Source organism: Borborobacter xinjiangensis, assembly GCF_047739745.1.
In the GTDB taxonomy this organism is placed as follows: Bacteria; Pseudomonadota; Alphaproteobacteria; order Rhizobiales; family Rhizobiaceae; genus Pseudaminobacter.
Genome location: NZ_JBLLVA010000037.1, coordinates 20,652 through 32,768, shown reverse-complemented (window position 1 = coordinate 32,768; position 12,117 = coordinate 20,652). Strand labels below are relative to the sequence as shown.

Below are 12,117 nucleotides of genomic sequence, written 5' to 3'. Positions count from 1 at the left end.
TGGAGACGTCACTCAGCGAAAGCGGCGAGTGCCCAGCCCGCGACACGTTCGCGTTCTTGTCCAGCATATCAGTTGATCCTGTCGTCGTGAGAAGGCCGGCGTCGTGGCTTAGTGGCCGATGTGTTCAGAACCGGAACACAGGTGTGTGGGGAGGGATGACCAATGGAGTCTCGCAGTGGGCGACTCGGAAGCATCGAAGACCGCATTTCAGCGCCACCTCGGGTTGGTTGCTCATTCACCGGAAATGGTGCAGGGAATATGCAGGTCAAATGAATGTAATTGCAGGTTGGATACAACTTAATTGCATCGTGGCGATGCTGAGTTGCTATCGGGCACCCGTTAAATGTTCGGGATTTGCGAATGTGTCATGTGGATTGGAAGCCCACCGCACCTCTCACCAGCTAGAGGCTTCCCACGCGGAACAAGTCCGGCGTCCGGGTTGGACCTTGTCCAAAATTCAGGAGAGGAAACAGCAGGGAATGATTGAGTCAGTGGCTGCGTAATGCTCACGCATGTTTCGGAGGACACGGCTTACATCACGGCTTAGATAAAGAGCCAACCCAGGGAGGCGCAGAGCGCCAAAGCAAGAAGACAAAGCACTACTGCGCCCGCTCTCCAATCAGGACCGCCGGAAGACGTAAGGGGCCGCTTCTCGTCACCAGCTGCCATTCGTCGCTCCTCACCCTTCTACCCGAGCTTGCCCTTACCACGATCGCCCTTAGAGTTGAAATGAATCCCCCAAATTAATCGATGAAGGCTTGCTTGGCCTCGTACCCGACCGGGATACGCCGCTCGGAACGGCCATAGAACCGTTCGGAGAACTGGCGGTCCTTGTCATCAGTGGCGGCGCGCTTCTCGCCCTTGAGCGTCAAAACGCCGGCCCGGCTGTCGAGTTGCTGAGCGTAGAACGCCATTCAGACTAACGGCATTATCTCATCTCGTGAGGCGAACATAAAGGGATCGAACCGTGACTATGGGACGTGGCGACGTGGGGCGAGAGACGATGTCTACCAGGCGCGCGCGTCCAGCCTTGATTGATCTCTTGAAATCCGATGAAGAAGAGTGACGTCCCGAAAACTTGTAGCGATGCAGCGCGCAGCATCGCTGTCCCACACCTCTCAATGAAGACCGATGATGCCGTCCACCGCCTTCCATTCGGACGGCCTGATGAGCCGATGGTGGGCGACGCGCACGGAGTGCAGCGCGCCCTCCAGGTTCTCGGTCCAATAATCGAGGAACCCGCGCAGTTCTGGAAACTCCGGCGCGAGATCGTATTCTTGCCACACGAAAAGCTGCAGCAGCTTGGAATGGTCGGGCAAGTGGTAGTGTATTTCGGCCGTGGTAAGACCGTAGCCCTCCATCTGCAGACGGAACTCCCGACTCACGCGGCTTCCCATGCAAATCTCCTTTCGCAAAAAGTTGAACCGAAGCTACAAGCCATTCGGGTTGCTTCGAGTTCCGCTCGGCGCGCGGCGGGGCCGTAGGCATCCGATCGAGGCTCACCAGCGCATCCATGATCTCATCGAAAGGGGCAAAGTTTTCTGCGCCGGGAGGTTGGTGCAGCGCCGGCATCGATTCCACCGCGCAGACGTCCGACGCCCAGGATGAGAGTATGGCGCGCCTTTTCCCGCGCATCCTGCGTGCGGTCGTCCAGCATGTCCTCCGGATGCTTGAAGAACCGCGCCGGCGTCAAAGGCCGATCGAGAAAAGGTCCGGGGGTTTCGAGTGCGATGGAAGGGGTGATCGGGGCAGGCTTCTCGTCCATCGATGGCCCTCCGCTGGCAGATAAACTCCTGTTGTTGTCGCCGATAATCGGCGCTGAGATCACACGAATCTTGGAGAAATGTTTGCCAAGTTGAAGACCGCAGAGCCTCCCGCGGTTCAAAAAATCCGCAGAGATTACAACGCATTGCAGTCGGCGTAGGCGAGTGTCGAATTTTTGCGCTCCCCCTCTTGAAACCGGATAAGCGCAAAACTAGCTTGAGATCGCGCGCGATGCCGAAGAGGGTTGCGCGAGCCCCGCTCCGGGCCGGAGCGGAGGGACCTCTCAAAATCTGTTTGTCCTTGAGGAGAACGATATGACGTTCCGTCCATTGCATGACCGTATCCTGGTCCGCCGCATCGAAGCCGAAGAGAAGACGGCTGGCGGCATCATCATCCCAGACACTGCCAAGGAAAAGCCGCAGGAAGGCGAGGTGATCGCCGTCGGCGGCGGCGCGCGCGACGAGGCTGGCAAACTGGTCCCGCTCGACGTGAAGGCCGGCGACCGCATCTTGTTCGGCAAGTGGTCGGGCAGCGAGATCAAGCTTGACGGCGAGGATCTGCTCATCATGAAGGAAACCGACGTGATGGGTGTCATCGAGCAAGCCGCCACGCTGAAGAAGGCCGCGTGACCGGACCGAGACAAATACCAGTCAAGAAAGCTGCCTATTGAAGGAGTGATCCAATGGCTGCCAAGGAAGTCAAATTCCATTCCGACGCACGTGAGCGCATGCTGCGCGGCGTCAACATCCTCGCCGATGCGGTGAAGGTCACGCTCGGCCCCAAGGGGCGCAATGTCGTCATCGACAAGTCGTTCGGCGCCCCGCGCATTACCAAGGACGGCGTCTCCGTCGCCAAGGAAATCGAGCTTGAGGACAAGTTCGAGAACATGGGCGCGCAGATGGTCCGCGAAGTCGCTTCCAAGACCAACGACATCGCCGGCGACGGCACCACGACCGCGACCGTACTCGCCCAAGCGATTGTCCGGGAAGGAGCCAAGGCGGTTGCCTCCGGCATGAACCCGATGGACCTGAAGCGCGGCATCGACAAGGCGGTGGATGCCATTGTTACTGAACTGAAAACCAATGCGCGCAGGGTCACCCAGAACGACGAGATCGCCCAGGTCGGCACCATTTCGGCCAACGGCGATGTCGAGATTGGCCGGTTCTTGGCGGAGGCGATGGAGAAGGTCGGCAATGAGGGCGTCATCACTGTCGAGGAAGCCAAGACCGCCGAGACCGAACTCGAAATCGTGGAGGGCATGCAGTTCGACCGCGGCTATCTCTCGCCGTACTTCATCACCAACCAGGACAAGATGCGCGTCGAGCTCGAAGAGCCCTACGTGCTGATCCATGAAAAGAAGCTTGGCAACCTGCAAGCGATGCTTCCCGTGCTCGAGGCCGTAGTGCAGGCCGGCAAACCGCTTCTCATCATTGCTGAGGATGTTGAGGGCGAGGCTCTGGCCACGCTCGTCGTCAACAAACTGCGTGGTGGCCTGAAGATCGCCGCCGTCAAGGCTCCGGGCTTCGGCGACCGCCGCAAAGCCATGCTCGAGGACATCGCGATCCTGACCGGCGGCACTGCAATCAGCGAAGACCTTGGCATCATATTGGAGAACGTGACGCTGCAGATGCTCGGCCGCGCCAAAAAAGTGGTTATCGAGAAGGAGAACACCACTATCGTCGATGGGGTCGGCCGCAAGGAGGAGATCCGGGGCCGCGTCGCTCAGATCAAGCAGCAGATTGAGGAGACCACGTCGGACTACGACCGCGAGAAGCTGCAGGAGCGACTGGCCAAGCTCGCCGGCGGCGTGGCGGTGATCCGTGTCGGTGGCTCGACCGAGATCGAGGTCAAGGAGAAGAAGGACCGCGTAGACGACGCCTTGCATGCGACCCGCGCTGCGGTCGAGGAGGGAGTGCTGCCGGGCGGCGGCGTGGCCCTGCTCCGCGCAGCGAGGGCATTGGACGGTGTCATCACCGAGAACACCGACCAGAAGTACGGGGTCGAGATCGTGCGCCGCGCGATCGAAGCTCCAGTGCGGCAGATCGCCGAAAACGCTGGCGCCGAAGGCTCGATCATCGTCGGCAAGCTGCGCGAAAGGGCCGACTTTGGTTATGGCTGGAATGCCCAGACGAATGAGTTCGGCGATCTCTACAAACAGGGCGTAATCGACCCGGCCAAGGTTGTGCGCACCGCGCTGCAGGATGCCGCTTCCGTTGCAGGTCTTCTGGTCACGACAGAGGCGATGGTGGCGGAGAAGCCGAAGAAAGAGGCCGTTTCGGCAATGCCGGCAGGCGCAGGCATGGACTTCTAAGCGGTTCGATGCAGGCTCGCTCCGTTGGGGAGCGGGCCTTCTTCGATTAGGCAGGAGATCGTCCATGAACGTTATCGCAAATGTCGAAACGGTTGCTTCGCCGCAGCACCAGGCGCGCGAGTTCGTCGCCTACGAAGCTGAATGCAAGGATGTGCTGAGGCCGCTCCTCGACGGGCTGATCGACAGGGCGGAGAACGCAGGTTGGCGGCGGTGCACAGTGGCTTCAGCCCTGATGTTCCTTGCTGCGCAGCATGTATCGGCAACTTCCGCAGAAAACCGGCAGCGCGTGACTGGGGCCAGCAATCAACCCTCCTGAAAAGGAGGTTCTTTGAAAAACCCGGCGGCGACGGACGGATGACCGATTTTTTGCCATTCTGGTCGCCGCCATTGTTCCATCTTTGGTTGGGTGCAATGCCGCGCCAGTGCTCAGACGCTCAGACCGCTACGTCGCAGATCATGGACGCGCGGCTTCTCGCCGATGTGCTGCAGGAGGTCACGCCAGCGGTGGTCAACATCAAGGTCAGCTCCGGTGCGCCGGCCGAGCGCAAACCACTCTACACCGATCCTTATTTTCACCGCTTCTTCGACCTGACGGAGATACCAAGGCGGCCACCGCGCTTGAGCGCGGGCTCCGGGGTGATCGTCGATGTTGCCGACGGATATGTCATTACCACTCATCACATTGTCGAAGGTGCCAGCCAGATTGCGGTCACACTCAAGGATCGCCTCGGCTTCGCCCTGCAATGGCAGAACGGGCTGACCGAAAGGACATCTCGTACTCCAAAAACGGCGAGAATCGTCTCTCGGGAACGGAGCAGACCGCATTCCTGGTCGAAGGTCTGGTTCCGGCTATGCAATGGGAGGCTGCGTCATCTCGAAAAAACGAGAACGCGTTCGCCGGATGCGGCATCGACGAGTATTCCGATGCCCGGCTGGGAAACGGGCGACAGTGATCAGTCGAATTTCGCAGACGCTAGCCGACTTCTATCTGGCCGCGCCCGCTGGAGCATAGAGCATCGTGACCACACGCATGAAGCTGCGCAGTGTCGATTTATCCAGGTTCCTGCTAGTGACGCCATGCATAAAGGAAGGTTGGCGACCTGCCGAGCCTGACGGACGCCTTTGCAGGAGGGGCCGCACGGATGGGCACTATGTCCGCAAGGCGCGCGATGCCTGCAACTAATTGAGACTTGACCCTCCCAAGGCCATGGTCTTCCAGCCGCAACCTGATGCGAACCTCTTGGGGCAGGATTTCGACAGCGGCGGCGACAAGCAATCGCTGCAAAGGATGCAAGCCAGGAGCGATTGGAGCTTCCTTCATGATGTCGAGGAACTCGAAGATGGTAGCCGATGGCTCCAGTGTCGGCATGACATCGCTCAGCATTGCTTGCCATTCACCTACAGAACGCGGTGCGCTTTGCACACCATAAAGGCGCGCGGCCGGTTCGGCTTCGGCAAATGCGCGAGACTTGTCTGCTTGGGTGAGTGTGCTGGCGAAGCGTGAATAGGCCTCGATGAAGCCGAACGATGCCGTTGCCTGGACCCAGCAGAGAAGCCGAGGTTCGTTGGCATGATAGGGTGTTCCGTCTGGTGTTTCGCCGCGCACCGCGTCGTGCATCCTGACGACCCGGGCGATCATCGCTTCCGCCGCGCTTCTGGGTCCGTAGACCGTCATCATCGCCGCAGCGCCTGTACGGCGCAATCGCATGACGGGGTCGGTCCGGAATGTGCTGTGGTTCCATACGCCGGAGCGGACTGACGGCTCCGCCAGCTCGAGGATGACTGCAGCTATCCCACCAACGAAGAGCGTCACCGGGTTCTTGAAAATACGCCACGAAATCGAGTCCGGCGAAATGAGCGCGGGCTCCCCCACTGGTTGTGTGAAGTCGAAATCCAGCCCACGTGGTGGCTGCATCAACTGAGCAGTGGGATCAAGGATGCGGTCGAAAATGGGCATTGGCCTGCTCTTTTGATCATGTCTGTATGACATTCACGTGGTGGTCAGCCTCGAGATCTGCAACGCGGTGGAAAGGTTGCCATTCTGCTCCTTGCGTGATGACACAGCGCGCGGCCGCCGGAAACAACACGTTCAGCGGCGGCTCCCTATTATACTGAACGCGAAATTCGCTTGCCATAAGGGCATGGGCGGTAGCAGGACGAGGTGCGTAGGCATGTGGATTGGGCTGTTAGCGCAAGGAGCGACCAAGCTGAGCACCGGGAACTATGGGGCCGCGAGCGGTCGGGCAGCAATCAGGAAAATGCACCGTATAGCTGCCCGTGGAAAATCGCGAGAAATTGGCGTACTTCCGGTAAGGTGCAAGTCGACCGGTCGCAATGTCTCCATACCGACCGTCGACGCTGCCGGGGGAACAAGACCGAAGGAATGACGGCGGCGATGATTAGGGAGGCGATGACGAAGCTGGGCAGCAGCGACGGCCGCGTGCCAGCCTCAGCGCCGGAACCGCACTGCGGGGTCGCGAGCGAGAAGGTCAGCACAACAGGCGCCAGCATGGTGACGCGGATGAGCTTGACGAGGGTGGCTGTGTCGCCCGCTTCGGGCGATACGGAGAAGCCTGCACCCACCCAGCTGAGCGACGTCGTGAATGGTGCCACCGAAGAAGATGCCAGTGGCCCGTGCATCGAGGCCGATTGACTGCGTGATCATCGGGTAAGCAGTCATGGCGAGCGTCGACAACACGTCACCGACAGCACGGTGAAGATGAGACTGCGCTCAGAGAACTCGTTTTTGGGTAGAACTGCGGCAATCGCCATCGCGGCCGACGCCATCAGATGGCACAGATCCGCGGGTGATCAGCGCCAGGCGCCAGCCGCGTCCTGGTCGCCTTGCGGCGACAAGCCCGAAGAGGATGGTCGCGGCAATCTCCGAGACCAGCAGCAGGATCGTGCTTGCAGCTTGTAGCGCCGTTGAAGTGTGGCCACGCGGACGACTACAAGGATCGCCCGCGGCAGGTCGAAGTCGGAATGGATGCTCACCACAGGTATGACGTGAGGCTAGATCGTGACGTAGAGATCGTCGTCTTCAACAGTGACCGGGAAGCTCTTGGTCCGAATGCTTTTGTCGACAAGAAATTCACCGGTCCGGATGTCGAACTCCCAGCCGTGCCAGGAGCAACGGACCAACTCGCCTGCCCGATCATAGATGAATTCCGTCCTGTCCGTCTGCTTCGTGGTTCCGCAAACCGGACCTTCACAAAGCGCGGCACCCTTGTGGGGGCAAACGTTCAGAAGGGCGTGAAATTCGTCGTCCAACCTGAAGAGGCCCACCGACAGTCTGCCGATGCTGACAATTTTGGCGGCGTCCCCAGGAACCTCCGACGTCTTGCAAGCAAAGTGTTTCGAAGTCATGTCGCCCTCCCTTACTCTGCTGCCGTTGCCATTGGCCGCGGGATTCGCTTGTAGACATCAAGCGCGTTCAGACCGAGAACCTTCTCGCGCCAGACCGGCGGAATATGCAGCTTGGTGACGTCGTCATAATCCCAGTGCGGATAATCGGAAGCGAACAGCAGGGTATTTTCACCATCCATGGCCTCCAGCGTCGCCCACAAGTGCTGCATGTTCGCGGGCTGCTCCAACGGTTGGGTAGACATGCGGATATTGCTCTTGAAATATTCAGACGGTAGCCGCTTGAGCCACGGTGTCTCCTTGCGGAGGGCGCGGTAGTTCGCGTCCAAGCGCCACAGGACCGAAGGCACCCAGGCGACACCGCACTCGATGATGACGACCTTGAGGTCCGGCCATTTCTCGAATACGCCCTGAGCGATCAGTGAGGCCATGTGGGTCATCGCCGACTGCGGCAGGATCGCGTGCGTCTCCCAGAAGAAGGTCGACGGTCCGGCTCCAATCGGCGTTGCATTGAGACCGCCCTGGCCACCCAGATGCATGGCGAAGGGCAGGCCCATTTCGGCGCAAGCTTCGAAGATAGGATGGTAGAAGGGATCGCCATAGGGCCGCTGCGCCCCGTGGCTGACCAGCACCTGAACGATTCGCGGGTGCGAGCCCAGGCGGCGAATTTCCTCAGCGGCCAACTTCGGGTCTTGCGGCGCGACCACCAGCGAGCCCCAGAAGCGGTCGTCCTTCGGAAGCCAGTAGTCAATCATATAGTCGTTGTAGGCTTTGCAGAGCGCGTTGGCGTAGTACGGATTTGCTAGCGTGGAGGCCTCGATTGGTTCGTCGCCCGTCAGGATCGCAACGTCGATATTGTACTTGTCGAGGTGCTTATCCTTCATCATCAGGTAGTTGTCGTCTTCCTCGACGGGATTGATGTCGTGGCGCGCGAAGCCCTCCGGATGGAACCAGGGGCGATGGCCATGCGGAAAGGCGCCGCGCGGTCCGGTCCTCTCGCCGCGGACGAACATGTCCTTGAACAGACCTTCCATATAAGGCTCAAGGACGGTGGCGCTGCACCAGTAGTTGTGACAGTCGGTGTCGAGGATGAACATCAAGGTCTCCATGGTACAGCGTAACCGTGTGGTGTCCGCAGTTGCCCCACGGTATTGACATGAATTCAATCGGAAAATATCACTGCCCACGAGTTATTGATCGATATTTTTGATCGAAGCAATGAACGTACCGCTCATCGTCACCTTTCTCGATGTGCTCGAGACCGGAAATTTCAAGCGAACCGCCGAACGCATGAACATCATGCAGTCAACGGTTAGCGCGCGCATCCGGCACCTGGAGGAACTGGTTGGGGCTCGCCTGTTTGAAAGAGGGCGCGGCGGCGCCGAGCCGACCGCGGCGGGACGACGTTTCGAAGGTCATTGCCGCGCCTTCCTTGCCCTTTGGGGGCACGCACGGCGGGATGTCGTGAGCGGTGGGCGCAGCAGCAACCATCGGCTTCATGTCTCTTGCCAGTACAGCCTGGTCCGGGCCTATCTGCTTGACTGGATCGATCGGCTGCGCAGCCGGGACGGCCTGGATCTTCATGTCGAGATCAACTTCTCCTCCCAGATCCAGCGCGACGTGTTGTCTGGAGAGACGGATATCGGCATCATGTTTGCGCCGCAGCTCACGCCGGATATCCGGATCGGAGAGTTGGGGGCGGCCGAGTTCGTCATGGTTTCGACTGAACACGGCACGCTCGAGGACGTCGATACTCGGCGTTACATCAAGGTCGCCTATACGAGCGCGTTCGAGCGTGCACTCGACGACGCGCTTCCAGAGCTTGCCTTTCCAAGCATGGTGATTGGTAGCGACGATCTCGCCATCGAACTTCTGGCAAGGCATGGCGGGACGCTTTATCTGCCATTGTTTGCCTTCCAGAGCGCACGGTCCAAAGTGCCCAACCTGCAACTCGTGCGGGACGCCCCCATCATCCCCCAGCCTGTATTCTCGGCGGTCCACATGCGCCGGCGCTCCGATCCCCTCGTGGTCACGGCGCTCAAGCTGCTGAGAGAAGTCATCGATCAGCATTGATCGAATTTCTTGATCGATGACGGTGCTTCGTGCGGGGTCATTGAAATCGAAGGCTTTGGTACAAGCGTCGGACGAAGGAGATCGCGATGCTTATGGAGTCACCTTTCCGCTACTCATTGCCGGCTGCCAATCAACAGCCCTGCTACCGTGGCGGCCCGGCGACGCTCATCTGCAAGGCCGTGGTTGAGGAAACCCACGACGCCAAGACCTTTGTGTTCGAGGACAGCGAGAACCGAAGCTTCGATTTTAAACCTGGCCAGTACGCTACGTTCAAACTCCGCATCGGCGACGGGGTCTACCCGCGCGCCTATTCGATCTGTTCCACGCCCACCCGGCCCCACAACATCCAGGTGACCGTGAAACGCGTTCCGGGCGGTCTTGCCTCGAACTGGTTGAACGACGATCTGCGCCCCGGGATGAAGCTGGAGATCGCCGATATCGGCGGGCGGTTCAACTATCTCGACATTCGGGCCAACAAGCCGCTCTTTCTCAGTGGCGGGTCGGGGGTGACGCCTGTAATTTCGATGCTCCAATATATTAACGATGTGGTTGATCCCACGGATGTTGTGTTCGTCCATTTTGCCCGGACACCAAAGGACATCATCTTCCACGATCAGCTGGAATTCATCGGTAAACGCTTCAAGAACGTGAAGATTCACTTGGTCGTTGGCAAGACCGACGATGAACCCGGCTTTCGCGGCGCGGTCGGCCATATCACCGCGGAGCTGATGCGGTCACTTGTTCCGGATCACGCCGAACGGGAAATCTTCATGTGTGGGCCGGAAGGTTTCATGAAGGCCGCACGCATCGTCGCGAACCAGATCGAGGTTGCGGCAATTCACGAGGAGAGCTTTGGCGAAAAAATCGTGGTCGAAGACCCCGGTGTGCTCGGAGGCGATGTCTATTTCTCGCTTTCGGGAAAGCGCGGCAAGTGCGCTCCCGGCCAGACACTCCTCGAAGCCGCGTTGAACGCGGGTATCTGGATCGACAGCTCATGCCAGCAGGGCGTTTGTGGAAGCTGCAAGGTCAAGCTGGCGCAGGGAGCCGTCGACATGGACGATTTCGGTGGATTGGCTGACGACGAAAGCGCGGAGGGATACGTCCTAGCCTGCTGCAGCCGGCCAAGAGGGGCGACATCGATTGAAGCCTGATCTCGTGTGATCGGGCTTTGAACGCGGGAATTGCCGGCTGCGTACTCATGACATCTTCGACGCATCTTGCGCGGGTCATCCGAGCGGCGCGGACGGCATGATCCCTTCGGGCGTGACGGTTGATGTTGCGAGCGCGCCGGTCGACTTCCGAAGGGACCAGTCTCGTTGATGGCGCTTGCTCGCGACGGCCGCTTGGACCCTCTAAGTCTAGACGGTTCCCTTTATGTCTACCGTCGAAAAGAGCTGACCGGGTGAGGATCGGCTAGTGGGATGGATCCGGGGTTGGCCATGCAAAAACGCTTAAGAAATCGCAACCTCATTACTCCGATAGGGGTCAAATGCCGATTGACATACGAAGATCGTCGCATCGCTGGGTCAGTCAACTCGCCCTGAGTGCCACATCAGATGATCCGAGGCATGACCACAGCATCTTCGCGTAGGTTCTCATTGCTTATGAGTTGCAGCAGATCAGGTTCCAGTTCGGGACTGTTCGGCTCGAAGGTACCGCAACGCGCCAGCATCTTGCGGACGGCGATATTGGGGCGGATCCGCTCAAGAACGACGCGCGAGGCGGCTGGGCGTCCGTGCGTTGTGCTGAGCGACGTCTGCAGGCCGAACAAATAACGCTGGCCCGGCCGCGGTACGATGGGGAAGACGGCATGGGCGATGCAGCTTTTCATCAAGCTTTCGAATTCCAGCACGAAGATGCAGTTGGAAAGCCCGGTTGCAAAACCGCGATATTTGAACGCGGTCTTGTGCTTTCCAGCACTTGACGGATGAAAGATGCGCTCGATATGGCGCGTCACATAGAAGCCGTCGGATTTGGACAGTCGGAACAGGCTGCGCACGACACGCCCGGACAGGTCGTAGGCGTAGTAATAGCGATAGTAATAGCCCTCGTACTTGTCCAGCGGCTCCGAAAACTCCTGCGAGAACATGCCGATATCGTCAAGCAGGCGGCTCCCGACCGAAACTTCGGCCGGGGCCGCGTTCGATCTGATCTGGAATATCGCCCGGAGATTGTCATGCGGCAGGCAGATTTCCTCCACCTCCAGCCCGAAAAAATCGGCGATCCTCTTCAAGACGAACAGTGAGGGCATCACCGCGCCTGAGGTGTATTTGTTGAATTGTTGGCGGTTGATGCCGATCTGCCGGCAGACCTCTGAGATCGACGGATAGAAGCCACACAGATAAATAAGGTTCCGGCCCAGGTCCGGCGCTTGCTCGCGCGTTCCGCTGCCAACCGCGGCCGTCTGTTCTGTCGTCATTCGAAGTGCAGACCCGCTTTCCCCTTCGCTGGTTTATACTCTTCAATGCGCTGTCGAGCGTCAAGTGGTGGCCATCGGCGAAATTGTCACCGCCGTGGGGCCCGGTAGAGTTCAGGCCGAGATGGCGACCCGCGGTGAGGGCAAGCGCCGTCTCCTTATGGGGAGGAGAACTTCAAGGGTCGGGCCC

At 59.4% G+C, this 12,117-nt stretch carries 13 protein-coding genes and 1 pseudogene; 5 read left to right on the top strand and 9 right to left on the bottom strand.

Translation table 11 applies throughout. The features are described from left to right. Positions 1-746 precede the first annotated feature (746 nt). From ACLKMW_RS23800 to ACLKMW_RS23790, 3 genes and pseudogenes are all read right to left on the bottom strand, one after another. Positions 747-878, bottom strand: a pseudogene (locus ACLKMW_RS23800) (Hsp20/alpha crystallin family protein); the annotation flags it as partial. A gap of 240 nt (positions 879-1,118) precedes the next feature. After that, positions 1,119-1,397, bottom strand: a complete 279-nt coding sequence (locus tag ACLKMW_RS23795; RefSeq protein WP_415727012.1) for an usg protein — start codon at positions 1,395-1,397, stop codon at positions 1,119-1,121. 122 nt (positions 1,398-1,519) lie between these two features. Next, a complete protein-coding gene (locus ACLKMW_RS23790; protein WP_415727011.1) occupies positions 1,520-1,765 on the bottom strand; it encodes a hypothetical protein in 246 nt (81 codons plus the stop codon). Positions 1,766-2,078: 313 nt separating this feature from the next. On the opposite strand from ACLKMW_RS23790, the gene groES reads away from it, so the two are divergent. The 3 genes from groES (at position 2,079) to ACLKMW_RS23775 (ending at position 5,188) form a co-directional block, all read left to right on the top strand. After that, positions 2,079-2,393 carry a co-chaperone GroES gene (gene groES, locus ACLKMW_RS23785; protein WP_415727010.1) on the top strand — a complete coding sequence of 105 codons (315 nt, stop codon included), beginning with the start codon at positions 2,079-2,081 and terminating at the stop codon, positions 2,391-2,393. Between the two features lie 53 nt (positions 2,394-2,446). Further along, positions 2,447-4,075 (top strand): chaperonin GroEL, encoded by a 1,629-nt coding sequence (groL, locus tag ACLKMW_RS23780; protein ID WP_415727009.1) that lies wholly within the window; start codon positions 2,447-2,449, stop codon positions 4,073-4,075. Between the two features lie 201 nt (positions 4,076-4,276). Next, entirely contained in the window at positions 4,277-5,188 is a 912-nt protein-coding gene (locus ACLKMW_RS23775; protein ID WP_415727008.1) for a hypothetical protein, read from the top strand. Here ACLKMW_RS23775 and ACLKMW_RS23770 read toward each other — a convergent pair. From ACLKMW_RS23770 to ACLKMW_RS23750, 5 genes are all read right to left on the bottom strand, one after another. After that, positions 5,142-6,032, bottom strand: a complete 891-nt coding sequence (locus tag ACLKMW_RS23770; protein ID WP_415727007.1) for an oxygenase MpaB family protein — start codon at positions 6,030-6,032, stop codon at positions 5,142-5,144. The genes ACLKMW_RS23775 and ACLKMW_RS23770 overlap by 47 nt on opposite strands. 293 nt (positions 6,033-6,325) lie before the next feature. Beyond that, positions 6,326-6,598, bottom strand: coding sequence for a hypothetical protein (locus ACLKMW_RS23765; RefSeq protein ID WP_415727015.1), 273 nt, complete (start codon positions 6,596-6,598; stop codon positions 6,326-6,328). Next, positions 6,525-6,740: a hypothetical protein gene (locus ACLKMW_RS23760; RefSeq protein ID WP_415727014.1), complete on the bottom strand. Its 216-nt coding sequence runs from the start codon at positions 6,738-6,740 to the stop codon at positions 6,525-6,527. Before ACLKMW_RS23760 ends, ACLKMW_RS23765 begins: the two co-directional genes overlap by 74 nt. A gap of 347 nt (positions 6,741-7,087) precedes the next feature. Further along, the gene (locus tag ACLKMW_RS23755; RefSeq protein WP_415727006.1) at positions 7,088-7,441 is read right to left on the bottom strand and encodes a Rieske (2Fe-2S) protein; all 354 of its coding nucleotides are present in this window, start codon (positions 7,439-7,441) and stop codon (positions 7,088-7,090) included. Positions 7,442-7,452: 11 nt separating this feature from the next. Then, entirely contained in the window at positions 7,453-8,535 is a 1,083-nt protein-coding gene (locus ACLKMW_RS23750) for an amidohydrolase family protein (protein ID WP_415727005.1), read from the bottom strand. Positions 8,536-8,656: 121 nt separating this feature from the next. Here ACLKMW_RS23750 and ACLKMW_RS23745 point away from each other — a divergent pair, with 121 nt between their 5' ends. After that, positions 8,657-9,511, top strand: a complete 855-nt coding sequence (locus tag ACLKMW_RS23745) for a LysR family transcriptional regulator (protein WP_415727004.1) — start codon at positions 8,657-8,659, stop codon at positions 9,509-9,511. 116 nt (positions 9,512-9,627) lie between these two features. Further along, on the top strand, positions 9,628-10,662 hold the full coding sequence (locus ACLKMW_RS23740) for an FAD-binding oxidoreductase (protein WP_415727003.1): 1,035 nt from the start codon (positions 9,628-9,630) through the stop codon (positions 10,660-10,662). Positions 10,663-11,063: 401 nt separating this feature from the next. Here ACLKMW_RS23740 and ACLKMW_RS23735 read toward each other — a convergent pair whose 3' ends face one another. After that, complete coding sequence (locus ACLKMW_RS23735) at positions 11,064-11,930, bottom strand: helix-turn-helix domain-containing protein (protein WP_415727002.1); 867 nt, start codon at positions 11,928-11,930, stop codon at positions 11,064-11,066. Positions 11,931-12,117 lie beyond the last annotated feature (187 nt).